The sequence below is a fragment of the Pseudomonas sp. ICMP22404 genome (assembly GCF_006227205.1).
Taxonomy (GTDB): domain Bacteria; phylum Pseudomonadota; class Gammaproteobacteria; order Pseudomonadales; family Pseudomonadaceae; genus Aquipseudomonas.
Map to the genome: position 1 here is coordinate 1 of NZ_VCNG01000007.1, position 24,067 is coordinate 24,067.

Consider the following 24,067-nt stretch of genomic DNA (forward strand, 5'->3'; position numbering starts at 1 on the left):
CGTCAACATGCAAACCAGCGGCGCACTGGATGTGCAGCAGAACATCGCCGCCCGTGACCGGATCAGCTTGAGCAGCGGCGGGCAGTTGACCAACAACGGCGTCATCGAAGCTGGGGTCAATGCGGACAACACTCGCAATGCAGGGGGCGATGTCAGCCTCACCGCGCAGAATCTCAACAACAGCGGCAAGAGCGTGATCGCCAGCCGCAACCTGACGGCCAATGTGGCGCAGACCCTGAACAACCAGGGCGGGACGATCAGCGGCGCAGCCACCATAGTCACCGTCGGAACGCTGGATAACCGCAACGCCGGGCGTGTTCTGAGCGACAACAGCTTGAGCCTCAATGCCGGTAGGATCTTGAACAATAGCGGTGTCATCAGCGGCGGTAATATCGTTGGTAACGTCGGGCAGCTCATTAACAGCAATGGCGAACTCTCCAGCCGAACCGATACCGTGCTGACGGTTACGTCGCTGGATAATGTCTCAGGCTTGATGACAGCAGGGCGTCTGTTGGATCTCACCGCGTTCGACACGATCAATAACAGCAACGGCAAGCTCGGTGCAAAACAGGCGTTAGCCGTTCGGGCGCAAAAGCTCGATAACAGTCAGCAGGGTCAGATCACCAGTGAAGGGACGCTGGCCACGCGAGTCGGCTCTCAGCTCAACAATCAGAAAGGCCTGATTCAGGCCAATGGCGCGATGGACGTTCAAGCCTCTCGCTTGGATAACCGCGCCGGAAAAATTTCCAGCCTCAATACCCTGGTCATCAACAGCAGCGGTGTCGATAACCGCGAGGGACTCATTCGCGCCGATCAGGCCGCGAAGCTGTTGGTTAATGAACTGGACAACCGAGCCAAGGGCCGCATCGAAAGCAAGGCTGCATTGAGATTCGAAGGCGATACGCTGGACAACCGTAATGGGGGGCTGATCACTTCGACAGGTGCGATGAGCCTGAAGGCCAAAGATGTGGCCAACGGTGCTGGGCGGATTTCCGGCAAGGGTGATATCGAAGCGACTATCGACACGTTGACCCAACAAGGTGGCGAGCTGGTTGCTGAGGGCAATCTCGCCCTTACCGGTAAGAATCTGGATAACCGCCAGGATGGTTTGGTCGGATCGCTCAAGACGCTGACGATGAACGTCGATCAAATCGACAATCGCGGTGGCTCGCTGTCCAGCCAACTGGAGCTGCATATCCAGGGTGCTCGCCTGGACAACAGCGAAGGCGGCAAGGTGCTGTCTGACACTATGCTGGGCCTGAAGGTCGAGCAGATCATCAACGCCACCAATGGCCTGCTCTTCAGCAAAGGCGCAAGCACGCTCAGCGGCATCGGATTGAGCAATATCGGCGGTCGGATCGTCAGCCAGGGCAGCCTGGTGCTGAACTTTGATGACTTCCTCGATAACCAGCAAGGCCTGATCAGCGGTGAGCGTCAGATAACCTTGAACACCGGTCGTCTCGACAATCGTCTGGGCAAACTGTCGAGCCTTGAGGCGATGTCACTCACATCCGTCGGCTCGGTGCTTAACCAGGGCGGTCTGATCGCATCGCAAAAAGGCCTGGCGTTCAGCAGCGCCAGCCTCGACAACAGTGACCAAGGCCTGATCAGCGCGAAGGCTAATTCAACATTAACCACCGGTGAATTGAAGAACCGTCAGGGCGGTAGTCTCGCCACTGACGGCTCGTTGTTATTAACAGCGACGCATCTCGACAACTCGGGCGGGAAAGTCGGCAGCCAGCAACAGCTTCAGGTGTCAGTCACCTCGCTGGAGCAGGACGGTGGTGAGCTGTTCAGCAACGGCGATCTAACCCTGGATCTTAATCATGGTCTGCTGAACAACCAGCGCGGCAATATTCATACGCCGGGTCAATTGCTTCTGAAAAACCTCAATGAGGTGAACAACAGCGGCGGAGAGATTTCCGGCGCAAAAGCCTGGAGCATCGAGGCGCAGAGCCTGAACAACGATGGCGGAAAATTACTGAGCAATGCAAAGCTGACCTTCGTCATCGACCAGGCACTCAGCAATATAAAGGGGTTAATCGCCTCAGCAGGTCTCGACAGCCACAGCGCCACTCTGGACAACACTCACGGAGAAATTCGTAGTCGTGGAGATAGCGATCTCACTATCGCCGATTTTTTTGACAATCAGGCAGGCGTGGTTATCGCCGATAACGGTCTCACGATCAAGGCGGCCAAGTTGGATAACCGCCTGGAGGGATTGGTAGGTGCGACAAAGGCGCTGAACCTGACCGTCGGTCGTCTTGATAACCGTACCGGTGAACTGTCGAGCAAGGCCGACGTGATCCTGTCGGGTGACTGGCTTGATAACAGCGACAGCGGCTACATCCTGGCTGGCGGGAATCTGGCTTTGGCCGTGGGACAGATCATCAGCCGAAACAAGGGATTGATGTCCGGTGATACGGGGCTGACGTTAACAGGAGCTGTTCTGGAAAACGGCGGTCGGTTGATGACTCAGGGTGACCTCGCGATCAGTCTCTCCTCGGATCTCAATAACGATCAGGGCGGCCTTTTTAGCGAAGGCTCGCTAAAGATCAACGCCCAAAGCCTCAGCAACGACGGCGGCACGCTCTCCAGCGCCAAGGACTTGGTGATCGAAACCCGCGATACCGTCAGTAACCGTGCAGGCCAAATGTTGACCGATACGACCCTCACGATCAACAGCAGTGCGCTGGACAACCAACAGAAAGGCATCCTGAGCAGCAAGGACAAACTCAACATCACCACCGATGTACTGAACAATAGCCAGGGCAATATTTATTCCGGTGACCTGTTGGAAGTAAGCGCCGGTCAGGTGATTAACGCCGCTGGCAGCATAGGCGCGGCCAATTCGTTAGTGGCCACTCTCCATGGGTTGGATCAAAACACCGGAAAGTTGTTCAGCAAGGGCAACCTGAGTGTTGACTTGAACGGCGGCCAGCTAAATAACCAAAACGGCTTCATTGGCGCACCGGGCCAGTTGTTGCTGAGAAATCTGGGTGAAGTGAATAACCGTGGCGGTGAAATTTCCAGCGACCTGGCTTTCGATCTGGTCGCCAAGTCGCTGGACAACAATGGCGGCCGCTTACTCAGCAATCAGAGACTCACGCTGACCATCGACAACGCGCTGACCTCGGTCAAAGGCAAGATCGCTGCCGCTGCGCTGCAAATTCGCGCAGCGAGCCTGGATAACAGCGGTGAGGGTGTACTGCTCAGTGACACCGATCTTGGCGTGACCGTTGATGGATTGCTGGTTAACGACAGCGGCACGATCAAGGCAGCAACACAACTGAATCTCGATAGTGTCGGTCTGAACAACCAGGGTGGAACGCTGCTGGGCGGTTCGGGCATCGACATCGATCTGGGACCGACAACGGCAGATCTGAATAACCGCAATGGTTTGATCAACACCAAAGGTGTGTTGAGCATCGCCCATCTGCATGACCTGGATAACCAGGTGGGCGAAATCTCCAGCGTCAACAGCTACAACCTGACCGGCAACCGCCTGGACAACCGTGGCGGTAACCTGATCAGTAATGATCGGCTTAACCTCACCGCTGTGGAGATAAAAAACCAGGGGGGCTTGGTGTCCGGCTGGAATGGTTTGCTGGTCGGTGGCGGCGCGCTCGATAACAGTCAGGAAGGTACGGTTTCCAGTTTGCTCGGTAATCTGACTATCGACCTCAGCGGCGCGTTGATCAACCACAGCAAAGGCGGTGTGGCCGGCAAGGGCGAGCTGAGCATCACGGCGGCCAGTCTCGACAATACCAGCGGTATTGTGACCAGCGGTGGCAAACAGACGCTGACTCTCACCGGCGGAGCACTCACCAACACCTTGAGCGGCGTGATCGAAAGCGGTGACATCCTGAATATTCGTGCAGCCGGTTTGGATAATACGTCAGGCCGTATCTCCGCCAGCAAAGCGCTGACCGTCACGGGTTCCCAACTGAATAACACCAACGGCACTCTGGTGGGAGCAGATAGCATCACCCTCGACTTGCTTGGGGCCCTGACGAACGTCAACGGCGCGCTGGGCAGTACCGGCCCACTGGTCATCACGCGTTCCAGCGGAGTCGACAACCAGGGCGGCCAACTGATCAGCCAGTCCATGTTGAGCCTGCTGACCTCAGGTGATTTGAACAACAGTGGAAGTGGGACAATTTCGGCTGTCGGTCAATTGAGTCTTACCAGTGGCGGCATTGTTCACAACGATGGCGATGGCCTGATTTCCAGCCGTGACGCTGGGATGACCCTTACCGCTGCAGGGCTGAACAATGCCAAGGGCGCAGTGCAGAGCTACGGTGCGCTGAGCGTGAATGCGGGTAATGGAGCCGTCGACAACCAGGGCGGCAAAATCATCGCTCAAGCCGGCGACTTGAACCTTACCGCCGCCAGCCTCGACAGTCGGAGCGGCGTGCTGTCCAGTTTGAGAGGCCTGTTGCAAACCCGCCTGACCGGAGTGCTACGCAACGGCCAGGGCGGCAAGCTCGAAGGCAGCCGTCTCGACCTGCGGGCGTTGGGCGGTATTTACAGTGACGCCGGCCGTATTGCGGCCAACACGGGCGACATCCTGCTCGATGCCGGCGGCAACGCCCTGGACAACGGTGGCGGCGGGATCTACGCCAGAGGAAGGGTGAACGTCGCGGCCGGTTCGTTGAACAACAACGCCGGTCAAATCAGCGGCAGCACTATCGAACTCGGCGTCAATGGCAGCCTTACCAACGCTGGCGGCTTGGTAGAAAGCGCCACCACTCTCGCCGTGCGAGCCGCCAATCTCGACAACCAGGGCGGTAAGTTGCGGGCGTTAGGTAGCAGTGGCAAGACCGATTTCCAGATCGGTAGCCTGTTCGATAACCGTAACGGTCTGCTGGAATCCGCCAACACCGACCTTACCCTCGCAGCGCCGAGCTTGCTCAACGCAAGTGGATCCATCACGCACGTTGGCCAGGGTGAGTTCGATATTTCCACGACCAACGTCATGAATGCCGGTGGTTCGTTATTGACCCGCGGTGGGTTGACGCTGAATGCAGGCAGTTGGACCAACAGCAGCGTGATCCAGGCCGGGCGCCTGACGCTCAACGTCGACAACTTCACTCAGACTGCCAGTGGCCAGTTGTTGGCTGCGAACCAACTGATAGGCAAAGGCGGAAGCTGGATTAACGACGGGTTGATTGCCAGCGATGGCAGTCTGGATATCCAACTGACTGGCGGCTACAGCGGCAACGGTCGCATGAGCAGCCTGGGTAATCTGACCTTCAAGGCTGCGCAGCTCGGTTTGACGAGCGTTTCGAGCATTGGCTCGGGCGGGCTCGGCACGATCAACGTGGACGGTCTGCTGAATAACGTAGGCGGTCGCTTGACGTCCAATGGGGACTTGATGCTCAACGCCGGGGCGGTGAGCAACACCGGTACGCTCGGCGCCGCCCAGGCGCTCACGATTAACACGAACAGCCTGATCAATAACGCTGGGCTGATCTTTAGCCGCGGCAATATGAATCTGCTCGCCAACGACTTCACGAACCAGACCGGTGATATTTACAGCATCGGAAATCTGACGATCGCTGGGAGGGATGGCGGTCGGGCGAATAACGTCAACAACCTCGCCTCATCAATCAACGTCGATGGTGATTTTTCGTTGTCGGCGAATAGTTTCAACAATAAGACCGAAGGCGTGGTCGGTGAAGAGAAATTCATTTCTGGAGACATTACGTTTGACGGGGCTGCTACGTTCTACGTTAACGAAAGCTATGAGTCGACATCCACAATCTCCGGGCAACAAGCCTCTCTTAACGTAGCAGGTAACCTGATCGGAAATGTTGGGGCCTTCACTAATACTGCATCTCTGATATCCGCGGGTAAAAACATCAAGCTCGACGTCGATACTTTCGACAACTTCGGTCTTCAGTCGGGTAGCTTCATCCGCTCACGGATTTACAAGCTTGGCGGGTTACCCGGCAAGCAAACAAGCTGGATTAGTGCAGACCTACAACAATATGCAGATCGAAATTCCAAGAACCGATATGACTACATCGAAACCTGGCATGAGCCGGACAAGGGCGGAACTCATTGGGATTACACTGCGCTTAATAAACAGATGCTCAACAAAATCAACGCCAAGTTCGGCATTGGCCCTGAAGTCGCGATACCTACCCAGATTCTGGCTGGTGAACTGAAAAAAGATGACCGCATTTTCACCAACGGCGGCGGCAGCGTTTCGTCCGTCGTGCAGGCTGGACAAGCGGTAGAGATCAACGCCAAAACCACGATCAACAACGGTAACCTCAACCCTTACGCCAACTTTGATGGCACGGCCAAGGCCACGGCTGATACAGGCGTCAACAGCACCGTCAAACCGACCATCGTGTTCTTGAATCCGCAATTGCCGCCGGACTTGGCCCAACAGCAAGTCAACCCGTTGGCGCTGCCTGGTTTTTCCCTGCCGGTAGGCAACAACGGCCTGTTCCGCCTCAATGGGAAGGGCGCTAGCGAGCAGACGAATGTGCCAGGCGAAAGCCGAACCATGGGTTCGGTTACCGGCACGACCGCCGAGCGCTCTGTTGGGGATCCAGCAAGATCCGCCACCGTTCTGCAGTTCGATCAGAACGATCCGGTTGCAGTAAACACACGCGACCTGATCCTGGCCGCTAGTCCGTCGTTGAACCTTAACGACAAGGTTGCCCTGATCAATGTCAACGCAAGCGCCGGCGATGGCCCGGTGGGTGTGTTGTTACCCAACCGTGACAAGAGTGTCTTCGACGTGCCACGCGTCCAGGGGCTTCCCGACACCAGCGTGCGCTCCAATCCGCAAAAATATCTGATCGAAACCAACCCGGCGCTGACCGATCTCAAGCAGTTCATGAGTTCGGACTATCTATTGGACAAACTGGGTTACGACCCGGACACCAGTGCCAAACGTCTCGGCGACGGCCTATTCGAACAGCGCCTGATACAACAAGCGGTAGTCGCTCGTACCGGCCAGCGGTTCATTGATGGCCAAACCTCCGATGAAGCGATGTTCAAATATCTGATGAACAACGCCATAGCCAGCAAGGAGCAGCTCAACCTGTCCCTAGGTGTGACGTTGTCCTCCCAGCAAGTGGCAGCCCTGACTCATGACATCGTCTGGCTCGAAGAGCATGAAGTGAATGGGGAGAAGGTGTTGGTGCCGGTGCTGTACCTGGCCCAGGCCAATAATCGCCTGGCCCCCAACGGTGCGTTGGTTCAGGGCGGTGATGTAACCCTGATTGCCGGTGCGGATCTGAACAACGCCGGCACGTTACGTGCGTCGAACAATCTGTCGGCGGAGGCGGGCAACAACCTCACCAACAGCGGCTTGATCGAAGCCGGCCAACGCCTGACGCTCAAGGCGGGTAACAATATCGTCAACAACGCCGGCGGCATCATTGCCGGCCGCGACGTCAGTTTGACCGCCACCAAAGGCGACGTGATCAACCAGCGGGACGTATACGGTTTTGATACCAACTACGGTGGGACGCTTCAGCACCGGGATATCCTGAACAGTGCCGCGCGGATTGAGGCGGCCAATGATCTCAAGATCGATGCCGGACGCAACATCAACAATATCGGTGGGGTATTGCGAAGCGGAGAAGATCTCAAGCTGATCGCTGGCCAGGATGTGAATATTACCTCGGTCCAAGACCGTCGCACGGATTCCCGTGGCAGCAACTTCCTCAACCAGACCATTACCCAACATGGGGCTGAAGTGACTTCGGGACGGGATCTGTCGATCAGTGCCGATCGGGATGTCGCTGTTGTTGCCAGTCGGTTGGATGCCAAGCGTGATCTCGTTGTCGATTCCGGTAATGACATTGTTATCACCTCGGCCGCCAACCAGAGCGACTACGTCTCGCGCAGCAAAAGAAGGGCGAATGAAACTCACAGTGTCACCCAGCAGTCATCGGTATTAAACGCAGGCCGCGACATTGCACTGAATGCGGGCAACGATCTGGGGATCATCGCTAGTCGGATCAAGGCCACTGAAGATATCAGCCTTGATGCGGTACAGGACATCACTGTTGCGTCGGCCAAGGATGAGAGTTCTTCCTATTACTACAGGAAGAAAAAGGGGTCGTTCGGTCGAAGCAAGACGACCCAAAAAGAAAGCTATGAAAGTGAAAACGTCGCTTCGGTCATTGAGGCTGGTCATGACCTGACCGTCAATGCGTCCATAGATGACGACGGAGCCGTCAGCCTCGATGGAGGACGCAATGTTGCCATTATCGGTAGTCAATTGAATGCCGGTAATGATCTGGTGGTCGGTGCAACCCAAGACGTAGCCGTTCTATCCGCTACGGAGGAGTCTGGCAGCTACACCAAGAAGACCAAGACGGGTCGGTTTGGTATGTCGAAAAGCGGCAGTAGTCAACTACAGACATCTGTCAGCCAGATTGGAAGCGAGTTAAACGGCGGGCACGATGCGGTCGTCATTGCCGGGCGTGACGTGCGCCTGAACGCGAGTGAAATCAATGCCAATCACGACGCCGAGCTGCACGCCGGGCTGGTGGACAAAGAAGGTGATATTACCCTCTCGTCTGCGGATGACCAGGCCTACAGCCGCGCCGAGAAATACAAGAAGAAAGTGGGCATGTCGCTCAAGGACACTATCGGTGCATTCGCAGGCACGCCAGGGTTAGGGGCAGATATCACAGTCGCCGCTTCACAAAGGGGCGGTCGAGAGGTAGTCAGCTCCACCAGTATTGGCAGCCAGGTAAATGCTGGGCACGATGCAATTCTCGATGCAGCCCGTGACATCAATGTTATTGGCAGTGGGATCAGCGCTGATAACAATGCTTCGCTAAAGGCCGGTCGCGATGTCAACGTGGTCGCTTCGATCGATCAGCAGCGTAGCAATACTTGGAAGACAGATAAAAGCGTAGGTCTGAAGCAGACCATCGACAGTAATGCATTCTCAACATTTGTTGGCAGTGAAACCATCCAACACGGCGTCAACAGCAAGGGATACTCCGCCGCAGGTAGCTCCATTGATGCGGGAGTGAACCTCAGTGTAGATGCTGGTCGCGATATAAATCAGCAAGGCTCCGATCTGGCGGCCGAGAACAATATCCGCTTAAAAGCCGGTCACGATATCAACATTGATGCCAAGGAGGAGGCCAGCCAGGTCACCATTACTGACAGCATTAAACGCAACGGCCTTACGGTGACGACCGCCTACAACATTGGCAACACGATTGACGGACTCAAGGGCACCGGCAAGGGAGAGGACGGAGTTAGCAAGGGCTCAAGCGTACTCAAGGCGGTGGATACCCTTGACCAGTTCTTCAGTGGGCCAAAGTTTGACGGGCATTTTGGTGCCTCCAGTGTCAGCTCCAGTCACACTCAGAGCTCCGTGACGCAACGTCCGTCCACGCTTTTGGCGGGCGGCGATATCGCGTTAGACGCAGGAAACGACGTCAGTGTCAGCGGTAGCCAGTTCAACGCCGGTCGGGACATCAACGTCAGCGGCAAGAACATCACGTTGGATGTCGCCCATGGCTCAGACAGCAGCGAGGGGCATTCCACCCAGAGTAAAGGTGGTGTCAAGGGCGGCACCACAGGTGGCTTCAAGCTTGGAGTAGGTGTCAGCAACGCAGGCACTGGGGATAAATCGTTCCAAGGTTCCTCTTCGCCGACGCAGTTAACTGCAGGCGGCAATGTAAACCTCGACGCGAAGAATGACCTGACCCTGATCGGAACCCAGGCGAACGCGGAGCGCGACATCTCCCTCAAAGCCGGTAACGATCTGAACATTCTTTCGGCGCAAAACGCTTATAGCAGTTCTCATGATCGACGCAGTTGGGGAGCAGAGGGCGGCATTATCGCTGGTCAGGATGGATTCGGGGTCTATGGCTCAGTAAACGTCGGGATCGGTGATCTGAACCGCGAAGGCGTAAGGCAGCAAGAGGCGTATCTGTACGCCGGCAACAAACTGGGCTTCGAGAGCGGACGTGATACCAACATTGCCGGCGCTACTTTGCGCGGTGATGAAGTCATAGGTGACGTTGGCCGTAACCTCACTGTGACTTCAGTACCCAACACCGGCAAGGTCGAGGGAAAGGAGTTCGATGCCAGCCTCACCGTCGCGGTCAGTTTCGGCGCGACCGTCAGTGGCTCGTTGGGTTATGGCGAGACTAATGGCAAGACCAATTGGGTTGAAAACCAGACGGTCATTAACGGTAAGAACAAAGTCGACATTCATACCGAAAAGCACACCCAACTCGATGGTTCGGTGATCACCGCCGATAACGGTAACTTGAAGCTCGATACTGACACCCTCGGGTACCGCAATATTACGGGTAAGGACAATGAGCACGGTTACTACCTCAATGTCAGTGGCAGTTACGGTGGCGGCAATGGTTCCCAGGCAGATAAGCCAAACAAAGGCATGGAAGGCGAGAGCAAAAACAGTTGGGCAATCGAGGGTTATAACTACAAAAAGGATCGGGAGCAGATTCTCAATGCCACGGTGGGCTCGGGCCAGGTTGTCGTGCGTAACGACAAGACCGTAGGGCAAGACTCTACGGCCGGTCTTAATCGTGATGTGAACCAAGCTTACGTTGTTACCAAGGATAAAGAGCATCGTACGGATCTGTATGTGAGTAGTTCCTCGGTCGATGCGGTCAGCCATCCGGTCGAGACGGTGAAGAAGTGGGGGGACAATGTCGTCAATTTCAAGAAAAACATGGTCAAGGAGGCCCAGGCCGGGGTTGATTTTCTTACAAATCTGGATCGAGCAATTAGTGCCCAATTGGTGGATGCTAGTGATGTTCCTCAAGCGCTTATCGATAAGTTGGGCAGTGAGCGAGCGCTTGCTGTTACCAAGAACTTTGTTCGACAGGGACTTGATCCAGAACAGATCAAAATATTGCCTGTCACCGTTCTGAATGGACTGGCGGAGTTTGCAAAGCAGGCGGCTGACTATGAGAAGCTGGTAGAGAGCTGCACCGCGAACAATGCCTGCCCGAATTTGATGGCTCAGGTGCCGGGTGAGGCTGATAAGCCTGGCTCTATTGCGCTTCCGCCTGTGGAGATTTCAGGGGATCTTATTACTCACGGGCAGTTGGCCTTGAATCAGGTCTTGGATCTGATCGATCTCACCAGAGAGATGCCCACGGAGACATTCGAAGCCACCGTAATTGGCATCCAAGCGCTGATGGGGCCCATGAAGTTCCTTTTGAGTATGACCGCCAATGGGTTGCTGAACGCCGCATATGGCCCTGAAATCGATGAATTGAAAGATCTGGCGGCGATCAAGGTGGCATCGGCATTGACCGGTGAATCCGAGGAGGATCTGGCGGAAAACCACCAGACGGCCAAAAGTGAGCATGAGAAGGGAAATGACGAATACCAGTACGACGGGGATGCTAACGTTGTTGCGAGTCGTTTTCTGATCGATGCGGTATTGGGAGAGTTTAAGTCTCTTGGTATAAAGGGTGGTGAAAGGGTATTGTCGGTTGTAGGAAAAAGAGGCGGCAAGCAGACAGTCAATGAACCACCATCTATACCTGATAGAACTCCAATAAAAATTGAAAAAATGGAAGATTTCTTCAATCAGCCTGGCTTTGGAAGTGAGTTGTCAGACGGGGTAAGAAAAACATCAAAAAGAGTTCAGGGACAGCCTGTTTTCAAAGCGACAGCTAAAATAGGTGAGAATATCAAGAAAGGTGATCAGGTGTATTTGGATAATTTGCACAAGGATCATCTTGAAGTGTTTGATAAGTTTGATAATGTAAAATTTGTCTTGAACTTGGATGGTTCGATAAATGTGGATAAGACTAAAAAAGTATTGGCGGAAGGGAGGAAGTTGAGGTGAGTGATCTGAATGACTTGAGGAAGGTTATTGCTAGGGTGGTAGCGGCGAAAAGAGGGGTGTTCGATGGCGCAGAGTGGGAGGCGGATTATAGTCTGGATTGGGATGATGAGTTTTTAGAAAGATACGAAAAAGGAAGAGATAGTATCGCTAGAGCGTTGGCGGCATTAAATGCTGGTGATTCTGTTGAGTTGCAGGCAGCTTTAGTAATAGGGCGTGCAAACTTTCTTGATCTGTCGAATTTTTTTAGGGATATATATGACGATCTGGACGTTTTGGCTAGATTAGATCTATAAGAAATTTACCACCCGTCCAGCCGTGCGCAGGAAGTGCTGTTGCGCTTGCTGGAAAGTTACCGTGGGTATTTCATGGTCGACGATTACGCCGACTATAACGCGTTGGCGTTGCAGCCAGGTATGGAACGTCTGGCGTGCATGGCCCATGCACGACGCAAGTTCGTGAATGCGCAAAAAGTGCAGCTCAAGGGTAAAAACGGACGGGTCGATATCGCACTGACAATGATCAACAAGCTGTACGACATCGAACGCGAGGTCAAGGACCATCGATGAACAGCGGTTTATCGGTCGCCAGGAGAAAAGCCTGCCGATCCTGGCGCAACTGAAAATCTGGCTGGATAAAACCCGGAACTGCTCGCCAGAAAATGCCACAGTAAACCGTTGACCCAGTGTTGGGCAGGTGGGGTTTATGGATCGCATACGATCCGCCGAGGTGTCAGGTTTAGGGGCTGCTGCGCAGCCCAGCGGGAGCAAGCTCCCTCGCCACAGGATTGCTGTGTCAGGAAGCGGAATGAGTCATTCATTTGTATCGGAAGGATCACCGGTCCCGAAACGAAACATCCCACAGCTTTTTAAGGTTGCCCCTCGGAAGTGGCCTCTCTAACCTCTTAACGTCGCTGCCTAATCAGCGACCGGGTGTGGAAACCTGAACCTTTTAGTAGTGGCCTAGCTGAACATCGTGTTGCCGACGTCCTGTTTCGTCTGCAAACTGCGTTCTGGCAGCTGTGCGTGGGCAGGCTTCGGTCTGGCCGGGTCCTACTAACCGGTATTTCCACCCCGCGTACCGCTGCCACCTTATTGTCGTGTGGAAACGACATAGGGATGGCTCCAATCTTCAAGTAGGAGCATTGAATATGGACAAGTTGATTCCCGATCCGCCGTTCAACAGAACCAACCCTCTTTCCAGTTTCGACACCGTCGAAGAACTCCTTAAAGACCGCGCCGCTGCCGAGCGGGTGCTCGATCATTACCTCAACCCAAAGCCTCCAGAGCCCAGCACCGATCCGCGCATCGACAGCCTTTTCTCCGTGACCGCCAAAGCGGACGCCGACACGCTATTGACCAGCACCTGCGAAACCCTGGCTTCGGTCAAGGCCATGGCCGAGGATCTGGCCTTTGAGGTGGATGGCACGCGTCGCAGCGTGGCGCTGGGGATTCATCAACTGGTGGAGTTGTGTCAGTTGCTGGTGGACAAGGCGCTGGATCAGCTTGAGGCGCCGGCCAGTCCGGTTGAGGTGTAGCGCAGGAGCGGTTCAACGCTAACCTGTGGCGAGGGGATTTATCCCCGCTGGGCTGCGTAGCAGCCCCAAAGACAGCGACCTCAATTAATCTGACACACCGAGGTGTCAGGTTGGGGGGCTGCTGCGCAGCCCAGCGGGGATAAATCCCCTCGCCACAAAATGTGTCACTGGGCTGGATATCTCGGTCAGCCCTTTTACTGCATCAACACCTCAATCGCCCCATCCGCCGTCATGCTCACCTTGCTGGTACCCGCTTCCACTTCTGGCGTGACGGACTCGGCGTCCATGGACCCGGCTTTCATCATCATCGGTGCGCGCAGGTAGGGTTGTGGATAACCGTTACTGTTGAGGTTCAGGTTGACGATTTTGTAGCCCTTGCCACCCAGGGCTTCGGTGGCCAGTTGGGCGCGGGCCTTGAAGGCGTTGACGGCGTCCTTGAGCAGGGCGTCTTCGCTGCTCTGGCGGGTGGCGGTGGAGATGGCGAAGTCCATGCCGCCCATTTTCATGTCGGTCAGCAGCTCGCCAGTGAGTTTGGACAGGGCGGCGAAGTCGGCGCTTTCCAGGCGCAGTTCGGCGCGTTCGCGCCAGCCGGTGATTTTCTGGCCCTTGCCGTCGTAGATCGGATAGCTGTTGCGGCTGCCCTGGCGCAGGGTGATGTCCTTGACTTCCTTGGCCTGGCCGATGGCTTTGTTCAGCGTGGTGCTGACGGCGGCGGCGAGCTTGGCCGGGTCGGTGTTTTGTTCTTCGGTGTAGAGCGTGACGATCATCAGGTCACGGGCCACTTCCTGGCTGGCTTCGGCGCGCAGGGAAATCTGGTTGTAGTGCAGTTCATCGGCGGCCAGGGCCGGCAGGCTGGCGACGGTGCCGAGGCTGAGGGCGAGGAGGGCGGCGGGGCGACTGAACGTGTGCATGAAAGCTCCTTGGGATGATGTGCAGGGATAAGGTCCGGGCCTGCGTGAACGATAAGACTCTAGCGTTTGTGGTGTGGTTCGCCCAGTTACAACTTCTATACAGATGCATAAGGCCAATGAAGATCCCCTCGCTACAAGGTGATAGGTAGCGTTCAGGGGCTGTGGCGCTTTGCCGCATAGCTGCCGCTGCAACCCGCGCCTTGGTTATACTCCGTGCGATTCGCCTGGAGCGCTCATCAGGAGAGCTCATGCTCGCCCCTTTGCAAATGACTTCCGCCTCGCGCCAGAATCTCTGGCGGCTGACGTTCATCCGGATACTGGTCCTTGCGGCCCAGGCCGGGTCCGTGGGGCTCGCCTATTGGTTCCAGTTGTTGCCGCTGCCCTGGTTGCAACTGGCGATTACCCTGGTGTGCGCCTCGGTGTTGTGTGCGCTGACGGCCATTCGGCTGCGCGCCTCGTGGCCGGTGACGGAGCTGGAATACGCGGTGCAGCTGGCCTGCGACCTGTTTATCCACAGTGCCTTGCTGTATTTCTCCGGCGGTTCGACCAACCCTTTCGTGTCCTACTACCTTGTGCCGCTGACCATCGCCGCAGTGACATTGCCGTGGCGTTATTCGCTGATTCTTTCCGGTATCGCCCTGGCGCTGTACACCTTGTTGCTGGCGCGGTTCTATCCCCTGGAAACTTTCCCCATCGCTCGGGAGAACCTGCAGATCTACGGCATGTGGCTGAGTTTCGCCCTGGCCGCGTCCGTCATCACGTTTTTTGCCGCGCGCATGGCCGAGGAGCTTCGCCGCCAGGAAGAGCTGCGGGCCATCCGGCGTGAAGAGGGCCTGCGGGACGAACAGCTGCTGGCCGTGGCGACCCAGGCCGCTGGCGCCGCCCATGAGCTGGGCACGCCGCTGGCGACCATGAGCGTGCTGCTCAAGGAGATGCAACAGGATCATCCCGACCCGTTGTTGCAGGACGACCTCAGCGTGCTGCAGGATCAGGTCAAGCTCTGCAAGGAAACCCTGCAATACCTGGTGCGTGCCGCCGAGGCCAACCGCCGGCTGGCGATCGACATGCAGGACGTCACCGACTGGCTCGACGAGGCCCTGAATCGCTGGCACTTGATGCGCCCCGAAGCCAGTTACCGCTTCCAGTGCCTGGGCCATGGCCCGGTGCCACGCATGGCGCCGCCACCGGACTTGACCCAGGCCTTGCTGAACCTGTTGAACAACGCCGCCGACGCCTGCCCCGAAGGCCTGGAGGTGGCGCTGGACTGGAATGCCTACGAATTGACCATCAGCATTCGCGACCACGGCGCCGGTGTGCCGCTGGCCATCGCCGAGCAGATCGGCAAGCCGTTCTATACCACCAAGGGCAAAGGCCTGGGCCTGGGCCTGTTTTTGAGCAAAGCCAGCGTGACACGCGCGGGCGGCTCGGTGAAACTCTACCCCCATGAGAGCGGCGGCACGCTCACCGAGCTGCGCCTGCCCCATGCCGACCGAGGAGACGAACATGAGTGACGAGATCCAAGTCGACGGCGAAGAACTGCCGCACCTGTTGCTGGTGGACGATGACGCCACGTTTACCCGCGTCATGGCCCGGGCGATGTCCCGTCGCGGCTTTCGCGTGAGCACTGCCGGCTCCGCCGAGGAGGGCTTGACCATCGCCCAGGCCGACCTGCCGGACTATGCCGCCCTGGACTTGAAGATGGACGGCGATTCGGGCCTGGTGCTGCTGCCCAAGCTGCTGGAGCTGGACCCGGAGATGCGCGTGGTGATCCTCACCGGTTATTCGAGCATCGCCACGGCGGTCGAAGCCATCAAGCGCGGTGCCTGCAATTATCTGTGCAAGCCGGCGGACGCCGATGACGTGCTGGCGGCGCTGCTGTCCGAGCACGCCGACCTCGACACCCTGGTGCCGGAAAACCCCATGTCGGTGGATCGCCTGCAGTGGGAGCACATCCAGCGGGTGCTGACCGAGCACGAGGGCAACATTTCCGCCACCGCCCGTGCCCTGGGCATGCACCGGCGCACCTTGCAGCGCAAATTGCAGAAGCGGCCCGTGCGTCGCTGAACCTGTGCTGAACGGATGTTGTCCACCCCCTCGCGACACAGCGGGCCGTTGCTCTATGATCGGCCCGACTCTTTCTCTTTATTGAGCTTTAACCATGAATCAGAACGCTGAATATTCCGCGGTCAACGATGCAGTGCGCGGCCAGTTTTTCCGCCGTGTCTGGCACATGACCACGCCGTACTGGCGCAGTGAGGAGAAGGGCAAGGCCTGGACGCTGTTGATCGCCGTGATCGCGTTGTCGCTGTTCAGTGTGGCGATTTCGGTGTGGATCAACAGTTGGTACAAGGACTTCTACAACGCCCTGCAAGAGAAGAACAGCGCGGCGTTCTGGCAACTGATCCTGTATTTCTGCGGCATCGCCGCCGTGGCGATCCTGGGCGCGGTGTATCGCTTGTACCTCACGCAGATGCTCACCATCCGTTGGCGGGCCTGGTTGACCGAGCAGCATTTTGCCCGCTGGCTCAGCAACAAGAATTACTACCAGCTGGAGCAGGGCGGCTACACCGACAACCCGGACCAGCGGATTTCCGAAGACCTCAACAGCTTCACCAGCAATACCTTGGGCCTGGGGCTGGGCTTGCTGCGCAACGTGGTCAGCCTGGTGTCGTTCTCGATCATCCTGTGGGGCGTCTCGGGCAGCATCGAAGTGTTCGGCTACACGATTCCCGGCTACATGTTCTGGTGCGCGCTGGTGTACGCGGCGGTGGGCAGTTGGCTGACGCACCTGATCGGCCGTCGTCTGATCGGCCTGAACAACAACCAACAGCGCTTCGAAGCCGACCTGCGTTTCTCCATGGTGCGGGTGCGCGAGAATGCCGAAAGCATTGCACTGTACAACGGCGAGCCCAACGAAAACCGTCGCCTGAGTGGGCGTTTCGGACTGGTCTGGCATAACTTCTGGGACATCATGCGGGTGTCCAAGCGCTTGACGTTCTTCACCTCCGGCTATGGCCAGATCGCGATCATCTTCCCGTTCATGGTGGCGGCGCCGCGTTACTTCGCCGGCAAGATCCAGCTGGGCGAACTCATGCAGATCAATTCGGCGTTCGGCAACGTGCAGGAGAGTTTCAGCTGGTTCATCAGTGCCTATACCGACCTCGCCGCGTGGCGCGCCACTTGCGATCGTCTGCTGAGTTTCCGCCAGGCCATGAGCGACAACGAAGAGCGCGTACCGGCTATCGACGTGCAAAACCAGGGTAACCAACTGAAGGTGCACAATCTGGGATTGGACCTGACTGACGGGCGACATCTGCTCAGCGATGCCGACATGACCGTTGGAGCCGGGGAGCGGGTGATGCTCAGCGGCCGTTCCGGTAGCGGTAAATCCACCCTGCTGCGGGCGATGGGGCACCTGTGGCCCACCGGGCATGGACGCATTGTGCTGCCGGCGACGCGCTATCTGTTCCTGCCGCAAAAGCCTTACCTGCCGATTGGCAGCCTGCGCGAAGTGCTGAGTTATCCACAGCCCGGCGACGTCTACCCCAACGAACGTTATGCACAGGTGCTCGAAACCTGCCGCCTGCCGCACCTGATTGTGCGCCTGGATGAAAGCAATCACTGGCAGCGCATGCTGTCGCCCGGTGAACAACAACGCCTGGCCTTCGCCCGTGCGCTGCTCTACGCACCGCTGTGGCTGTACATGGACGAAGCGACATCGGCGATGGACGAGGAAGACGAAGCGACGCTGTACCAGGCGCTCATCGATCAGTTGCCGGGAGTGAGCATCGTCAGCGTCGGGCATCGAAGCAGCTTGAAACGATTCCATCCACGACATGTACGTATCGAAAATGGCCAACTGCTGGAGCCTGCCGCAGTCACCTGATCGGTAGTCGAACACTGTTGTGGCGAGGGGATTTATCCCTGTTGGGCTGCGCAGCAGCCCTCGCCACAATCAGCAATCCTTGACGAGGCCCGCAGGGATACAGTGATCATACAACCACGTTACGCTATGATAATGCGCATTCAATCGCTTGCCGAGTAAGAAGCCCCATGGAAAACCCGATCGACATACCACGCTTTCCCCGTAAGCGCCGCAGCCTGGCGCAGGAGTTGGTGACGGTGCTGACCGAGCAGATCCGTGACGGCCTGCTCAAGCGTGGCGACAAGTTGCCCACCGAGTCGGCGATCATGGAGGCCCATGGCGTCAGCCGCACCGTGGTACGCGAAGCGATTTCCCGCTTGCAGGCGGCCGGCCAGGTGGAAACCCGCCACGGCATCGGCACCTTTGTGCTGGACACCCCCAGCCCGAGCGGTTTTCGAATCGACCCGGCCACGGTGGTCACCTTGCGTGATGTGCTGGCGATCCTGGAATTGCGTATCAGCCTGGAAGTGGAGTCCGCCGGGCTCGCCGCCCAACGCCGCAGCGACGAGCAACTGGCGACGATGCGCGCCGCCCTCGACGCACTGAACGAAAGTGCGACCCACGCCACCGACGCAGTGGCCTCGGACTTCGCTTTCCATCTGGAAATCGCCCTGTCCACGGGCAACCGTTATTTCACCGATATCATGACCCACCTGGGCACCAGCATTATCCCGCGTACCCGGGTGAACTCGGCACGCCTGGCCCATGACGACCAGCAACACTACATGGACCGCCTGAGCCGCGAGCACGAGGAAATCTACGAAGCCATCGCTCGTCAGGACTCCGATGCCGCCCGTGCCGCCATGCGGCTGCACCTGACCAACAGCCGCGAGCGGCTGCGCCAGGCCCACGAAGAAGCGCAAGCACAGGGCTGATCCCCGAGACCCCCTGTGGCGAGGGGATTTAGCGAAACGTTGCACCGCCCCGTTGGGCTGCGTAGCGGCCCCAAAAGTAGCGATGCCGTCCCTCTGACGCACCGAGGTGTCAGGGTTGGGTCTGCTGCGCAGCCCAGCGGGGATAAATCCCCTCGCCACAGGGTGGTCTACGTCCATGGCGACGTACCAGCAGCATGAGCTGGAGAACCTTACTTGACCTTCAAGCGAACCGGCGCCGAAACCATATCATCGCCATAGTCATCGGACTCGCTGAAATACCGATAGCGCAGTTCGACCACCTGGCCACGATACTTTTCCAGCCTGGCCTTGGGCACGGTCAGTTCCAGTTCGGTGAGTTTCTGGGCGTTGCCCTCGTCGTCATAGGTGACCAGGGACTTTCGATCGGACCATTCAACGGGTTCCGAACCGAGTACCGGGGCGACTTCCCACTCGTATCCGATCTTGTCCAGGTCCGGGATTGTGAATTTCAACCCGCCCTCCAGACCCGCCAGATCGATGGTGACTTCGTCTGTGTCCGGGAACTGGACGAGAACAGGCGTTTTATAGGTGCTCATAGTGTCACTCCTTGAGGGATCGACCGTGGCGGTTTGGCTTTAAAGCGCCCTTTGTGGAACTCAGGTTGCGGATTCCGACGGCACGCCATCAACCTAGTCTGTCCGGTAATCGACATGCTCGACACTGCCGTCGCTGTTCAGGTGGAATTCCTTGTAGATGACTTCGTAGGCGTGGTCGCTGCCTGGAAATACCACCCGATCGCCTACGTTGACGTGCAGGTCGAATTCGGCGAAATCCAGCGTCTGTTGTTTGGCTTCGTGGGTGTAGTGGAATCGATGTTGAGTCTTCATGGTTAGCCCTCCGCGACGGTTCAGGCTTTTTTAGGGCAAAGCCTGACGAGGCGAAACTGTCAAAGTCGACAGTGCGGATGAACGGCTCGCCGGACTTTTTCCCTCTCGATGACGAAATGCAGTTGACGTTCGTATTTTAAGTTGTACGATGACCTACAACTTCTGGCCGAAGCTTATCTCTCTCATACACATTTTGCGTCCCAGGGTGTTCGAATAATGAATCCACAAGAACTGAAGTCCATCCTCTCGTCTGGCCTGCTGTCGTTCCCGGTCACCGATTTCACTGCCCAAGGCGATTTCAATCGCGACAGCTACATCAAGCGCCTCGAGTGGCTGGCCCCGTACGGCGCCTCGGCCCTGTTCGCCGCCGGTGGCACCGGTGAATTCTTCTCCCTGGCCGCCAGCGAGTACTCCCAAGTCATCAAGACGGCTGTCGACACCTGTGCCACCAGCGTGCCAATCCTCGCCGGTGTCGGCGGTGCGACTCGCCAGGCCATCGAGTACGCCCAAGAGGCTGAGCGCCTGGGTGCCAAAGGGCTGTTGCTGCTGCCGCACTACCTGACCGAAGCCAGCCAGGACGGCGTTGCCGCCCACGTTGAAGCAGTGTGCAAATCGGTGAAAATCGGCGTGGTGGTGTACAACCGCAACGTCTGCCGCCTGAACGCCGTGCAGCTCGAACAACTGGCCGAGCGTTGCCCGAACCTGATCGGCTACAAAGACGGCCTGGGCGATATCGAACTGATGGTGTCGATCCGTCGTCGCCTCGGCGATCGTTTCAGCTACCTGGGCGGCCTGCCGACCGCTGAAGTCTATGCTGCGGCCTACAAAGCCCTGGGCGTGCCGGTCTATTCCTCGGCGGTGTTCAACTTCATCCCGAAAACCGCGATGGACTTCTACAACGCCATCGCCCGCGACGATCACGCCACGGTCGGCAAGATCATCGATGACTTCTTCCTGCCGTACCTGGATATCCGCAACCGCAAGGCCGGTTATGCCGTGAGCATCGTCAAGGCAGGCGCGAAGATCGTCGGTTATGACGCCGGTCCCGTGCGCACGCCGCTGACCGATCTGCTGCCGGACGAGTACGAAGCCCTGGCCGCGCTGATCGACAAGCAAGGCAAGCAGTAACAGACCCGACGAGCCGCTGAGCAATCAGCGGCTCGTTCCCATGCTCAGCGTGGGAGCGACCTCGGAACCAGACAGGCTATTTGTAAGGAGAAGCATCCGTGGCAGATGCAAAGCGTTTCGATAACTACATCAATGGTCAGTGGGTGGCCGGTGCCGACTATTGCACCAACATCAACCCGTCTGACCTGTCCGATGTCATCGGCGAATATGCCAAGGCCGACGCAGCTCAAGTCAATGCCGCCATCGAAGCCGCCCGCGCCGCGTTCCCGGCCTGGTCGACTTCGGGCATCCAGGCTCGTCACGATGCGCTGGACAAAGTGGGCAGCGAGATCCTCGCCCGCCGTGAAGAGCTCGGCCAACTGCTGGCCCGGGAAGAGGGCAAGACCCTGCCCGAGGCCATCGGCGAAGTGACCCGCGCCGGCAACATTTTCAAGTTCTTCGCCGGTGAATGCCTGCGCCTGTCCGGCGACTATGTGCCGTCGGTGCGTCCGGGCGTCAACGTCGAAGTGACCCGTGAAGCCCTGGGTGTGGTCGGTTTGATCACGCCGTGGAACTTCCCGATCGCCATCCCTGCGTGGAAAATCGCCCCGGCCCTGGCCTACGGCAACTGCGTGGTGATCAAGCCTGCCGAGCTGGTACCGGGTTGTGCCTGGGCCCTGGCCGAGATCATTTCCCGCGCCGGTTTCCCGGCCGGTGCGTTCAACCTGGTGATGGGCAGCGGCCGCGTGGTCGGTGACCTCCTGGTCAACAGCCCGAAAGTCGACGGCATCAGCTTCACCGGTTCCGTGGGCGTGGGCCGGCAGATCGCCGTCAGCTGTGTGTCGCGCCAGGCCAAGGTGCAGTTGGAAATGGGGGGCAAGAACCCGCAGATCATCCTCGACGACGCCGACCTCAAGCAGGCTGTCGAACTGGCTGTGCAAAGTGCGTTCTACTCCACTGGCCAACGCTGCACGGCTTCGAGCCGCCTGATCGTCACCGCCGGTATCCACGACAAGTTCGTCGCGGCCATGGCCGAGCGCATGCAGTCGATCAAGGTCGGTCATGCCCTGAAGGCGGGTACGGACATCGGACCGGTGGTTTCCGAAGCCCAACTCAACCAGGACCTGAAGTACATTGACATTGGCCAGAGCGAAGGTGCGCGGCTGGTCAGTGGTGGTGGCCTGGTGACCTGCGACACCGAAGGCTATTTCCTGGCGCCGACCTTGTTCGCTGACAGCGAAGCGGCCATGCGCATCAGCCGTGAAGAAATTTTCGGCCCGGTGGCCAACGTCGTCCGCGTGGCCGACTACGAGGCTGCGCTGGCGATGGCCAACGACACCGAGTTCGGTCTGTCCGCCGGTATCGCCACCACGTCGCTCAAGTACGCCAACCACTTCAAGCGCCATTCCCAGGCGGGCATGGTGATGGTCAACCTGCCGACGGCCGGCGTGGATTACCACGTGCCGTTCGGCGGGCGTAAAGGTTCGTCCTATGGTTCGCGTGAGCAAGGTCGCTACGCGCAGGAGTTCTACACCGTGGTGAAGACCTCCTACATCGGCTCGTAACACGCAGCACCGGTCGGCGCTGAAACCGGCGCCGACCGCACAAATTGATTTCCCGTATAAAAATAAATAGTGGAAGTAGATTAAATGCAAGAAACCAAGCCGACTCGCGTCCGCTATTTGATCCTGCTCATGCTGTTTTTGGTGACGACGATCAACTACGCCGACCGCGCAACTATCGCCATCGCAGGCTCCAGCCTGCAGAAAGACCTCGGCATTGACGCCGTTACCCTCGGTTATATCTTCTCCGCTTTTGGTTGGGCCTACGTGGCCGGGCAGATTCCCGGCGGCTGGCTGCTCGATCGTTTCGGTTCGAAAAAGATCTATGCGCTGAGCATTTTCACCTGGTCGCTGTTCACCGTGCTGCAAGGCTATGTGGGTGAATTCGGCCTCTCCACCGCCGTGGTTGCGCTGTTCATGCTGCGCTTTCTGGTCGGGCTGGCTGAAGCGCCATCCTTCCCAGGCAACGCCCGCATCGTCGCGGCCTGGTTCCCCACCGCGGAACGCGGCACCGCCTCGGCGATCTTCAACTCGGCGCAATATTTCGCCACGGTGTTGTTCGCGCCGTTGATGGGCTGGATCGTCTACCGCTTCGGCTGGCAGCACGTGTTCATCGTGATGGGCGTGGTCGGCATCGTGTTCTCGCTGATCTGGCTCAAAGTGATCCACAGCCCGCGCCAGCACCCGATGATCAACGAAGCCGAGTTCAACCACATCGCCGCCAACGGTGCGATGGTCGACATGGACCAGGACAAGGGCAAGGAGAAGAAGGCCGACGGTCCGAAATGGGATTACATCCGCCAACTGCTCACCAATCGCATGATGCTCGGCGTGTACCTGGGCCAATACTGCATCAACGGTATCACCTACTTCTTCCTGACCTGGTTCCCGGTGTACCTGGTTCAGGAGCGCGGCATGACCATCCTCAAGGCTGGTTTCATCGCGTCCTTGCCGGCGATCTGCGGTTTCATCGGCGGCGTGCTGGGTGGAGTGATTTCCGATTACCTGCTGCGCAAGGGTCACTCGCTGACCTTCGCCCGCAAGGCGCCGATCATCGCCGGCCTGCTGGTGTCCAGCAGCATCGTGGCCTGCAACTATGTCGAAATCGAATGGATGGTGGTGGGCTTCATGGCCCTGGCCTTCTTCGGTAAAGGCGTGGGCGCGCTGGGCTGGGCCGTGGTGTCCGATACGTCGCCAAAACAGATCGCCGGTTTGAGCGGTGGCCTGTTCAACACCTTCGGCAACCTGGCGTCGATCACCACGCCAATCGTCATCGGCTACATCATCAGTGCCACCGGCTCGTTCAAGTGGGCGCTGGTGTTCGTCGGTTGCAACGCCTTGGTGGCGGTGTTCAGCTATCTGGTCATCGTCGGGCCGATCAAGCGTGTCGTGCTCAAGGAACCTACGGCCAAGGATGCCGACCTCGCCAGCCTGTCTGAAGTCAAATCCTGAAGGAG

13 protein-coding genes and 1 pseudogene are annotated in these 24,067 nt (G+C 57.8%); 11 read left to right on the forward strand and 3 right to left on the reverse strand.

Annotation, left to right across the window (positions count from 1 at the left end; translation table 11 throughout):
• The first annotated feature begins 31 nt into the window (after positions 1–31).
• The 4 genes and pseudogenes from FGE05_RS13750 (at position 32) to FGE05_RS13760 (ending at position 13,364) form a co-directional block, all read left to right on the forward strand.
• The gene (locus FGE05_RS13750; RefSeq protein WP_257225652.1) at positions 32–11,830 is read left to right on the forward strand and encodes a hemagglutinin repeat-containing protein; all 11,799 of its coding nucleotides are present in this window, start codon (positions 32–34) and stop codon (positions 11,828–11,830) included.
• Positions 11,827–12,123: a hypothetical protein gene (locus FGE05_RS29865; RefSeq protein WP_176563011.1), complete on the forward strand. Its 297-nt coding sequence runs from the start codon at positions 11,827–11,829 to the stop codon at positions 12,121–12,123. The genes FGE05_RS13750 and FGE05_RS29865 overlap by 4 nt, the downstream gene beginning before the upstream one ends.
• Before the next feature lie 9 nt (positions 12,124–12,132).
• Positions 12,133–12,475 (forward strand): annotated as a pseudogene (locus FGE05_RS13755) (transposase); the annotation flags it as partial.
• Between the two features lie 502 nt (positions 12,476–12,977).
• Entirely contained in the window at positions 12,978–13,364 is a 387-nt protein-coding gene (locus FGE05_RS13760) for a DUF6124 family protein (protein WP_139645728.1), read from the forward strand.
• 194 nt (positions 13,365–13,558) lie between these two features.
• Here the strand turns inward: FGE05_RS13760 and FGE05_RS13765 are convergent, their stop codons facing one another.
• Positions 13,559–14,275, reverse strand: coding sequence for an SIMPL domain-containing protein (locus tag FGE05_RS13765; protein WP_139645730.1), 717 nt, complete (start codon positions 14,273–14,275; stop codon positions 13,559–13,561).
• A gap of 248 nt (positions 14,276–14,523) precedes the next feature.
• Between FGE05_RS13765 and FGE05_RS13770 the strand changes: the two genes are divergently transcribed.
• The 4 genes from FGE05_RS13770 (at position 14,524) to FGE05_RS13785 (ending at position 19,075) form a co-directional block, all read left to right on the forward strand.
• Positions 14,524–15,786: an ATP-binding protein gene (locus FGE05_RS13770; protein WP_139645732.1), complete on the forward strand. Its 1,263-nt coding sequence runs from the start codon at positions 14,524–14,526 to the stop codon at positions 15,784–15,786.
• Entirely contained in the window at positions 15,779–16,339 is a 561-nt protein-coding gene (locus FGE05_RS13775; protein ID WP_003177957.1) for a response regulator transcription factor, read from the forward strand. Before FGE05_RS13770 ends, FGE05_RS13775 begins: the two co-directional genes overlap by 8 nt.
• 94 nt (positions 16,340–16,433) lie before the next feature.
• A complete protein-coding gene (locus FGE05_RS13780; protein ID WP_139645734.1) occupies positions 16,434–18,161 on the forward strand; it encodes an ABC transporter ATP-binding protein/permease in 1,728 nt (575 codons plus the stop codon).
• 167 nt (positions 18,162–18,328) lie between these two features.
• On the forward strand, positions 18,329–19,075 hold the full coding sequence (locus FGE05_RS13785) for a FadR/GntR family transcriptional regulator (RefSeq protein WP_139645737.1): 747 nt from the start codon (positions 18,329–18,331) through the stop codon (positions 19,073–19,075).
• A 209-nt stretch (positions 19,076–19,284) separates the two neighbouring features.
• Here FGE05_RS13785 and FGE05_RS13790 read toward each other — a convergent pair whose 3' ends face one another.
• Together FGE05_RS13790 and FGE05_RS13795 are read right to left on the reverse strand one after the other, a co-directional pair.
• Positions 19,285–19,650 (reverse strand): hypothetical protein, encoded by a 366-nt coding sequence (locus FGE05_RS13790; protein WP_139645738.1) that lies wholly within the window; start codon positions 19,648–19,650, stop codon positions 19,285–19,287.
• 93 nt (positions 19,651–19,743) lie between these two features.
• Positions 19,744–19,941 (reverse strand): hypothetical protein, encoded by a 198-nt coding sequence (locus FGE05_RS13795; protein ID WP_139645740.1) that lies wholly within the window; start codon positions 19,939–19,941, stop codon positions 19,744–19,746.
• Between the two features lie 216 nt (positions 19,942–20,157).
• Between FGE05_RS13795 and kdgD the strand changes: the two genes are divergently transcribed.
• The 3 genes from kdgD to FGE05_RS13810 all read left to right on the forward strand — a co-directional run bounded on the left by kdgD (position 20,158) and on the right by FGE05_RS13810 (position 24,062).
• Positions 20,158–21,069 carry a 5-dehydro-4-deoxyglucarate dehydratase gene (kdgD, locus tag FGE05_RS13800; RefSeq protein WP_041022062.1) on the forward strand — a complete coding sequence of 304 codons (912 nt, stop codon included), beginning with the start codon at positions 20,158–20,160 and terminating at the stop codon, positions 21,067–21,069.
• Positions 21,070–21,167: 98 nt separating this feature from the next.
• Positions 21,168–22,613 carry an aldehyde dehydrogenase family protein gene (locus tag FGE05_RS13805; protein WP_139645742.1) on the forward strand — a complete coding sequence of 482 codons (1,446 nt, stop codon included), beginning with the start codon at positions 21,168–21,170 and terminating at the stop codon, positions 22,611–22,613.
• Between the two features lie 84 nt (positions 22,614–22,697).
• Positions 22,698–24,062: an MFS transporter gene (locus FGE05_RS13810; RefSeq protein ID WP_139645744.1), complete on the forward strand. Its 1,365-nt coding sequence runs from the start codon at positions 22,698–22,700 to the stop codon at positions 24,060–24,062.
• Positions 24,063–24,067: the final 5 nt, after the last annotated feature.

What these genes read in the sequence shown, in the direction of transcription:
- FGE05_RS13765 (WP_139645730.1), bottom strand. Translation starts at nt 14,275, where the DNA reads ATGCACACGTTCAGTCGCCCCGCCGCCCTCCTCGCCCTCAGCCTCGGC.
- FGE05_RS13770 (WP_139645732.1), top strand. Translation starts at nt 14,524, where the DNA reads ATGCTCGCCCCTTTGCAAATGACTTCCGCCTCGCGCCAGAATCTCTGG.
- FGE05_RS13775 (WP_003177957.1), top strand. Translation starts at nt 15,779, where the DNA reads ATGAGTGACGAGATCCAAGTCGACGGCGAAGAACTGCCGCACCTGTTG.
- FGE05_RS13795 (WP_139645740.1), bottom strand. Translation starts at nt 19,941, where the DNA reads ATGAAGACTCAACATCGATTCCACTACACCCACGAAGCCAAACAACAG.
- FGE05_RS13785 (WP_139645737.1), top strand. Translation starts at nt 18,329, where the DNA reads ATGGAAAACCCGATCGACATACCACGCTTTCCCCGTAAGCGCCGCAGC.
- FGE05_RS13780 (WP_139645734.1), top strand. Translation starts at nt 16,434, where the DNA reads ATGAATCAGAACGCTGAATATTCCGCGGTCAACGATGCAGTGCGCGGC.
- FGE05_RS13790 (WP_139645738.1), bottom strand. Translation starts at nt 19,650, where the DNA reads ATGAGCACCTATAAAACGCCTGTTCTCGTCCAGTTCCCGGACACAGAC.
- FGE05_RS13810 (WP_139645744.1), top strand. Translation starts at nt 22,698, where the DNA reads ATGCAAGAAACCAAGCCGACTCGCGTCCGCTATTTGATCCTGCTCATG.
- FGE05_RS13760 (WP_139645728.1), top strand. Translation starts at nt 12,978, where the DNA reads ATGGACAAGTTGATTCCCGATCCGCCGTTCAACAGAACCAACCCTCTT.
- kdgD (WP_041022062.1), top strand. Translation starts at nt 20,158, where the DNA reads ATGAATCCACAAGAACTGAAGTCCATCCTCTCGTCTGGCCTGCTGTCG.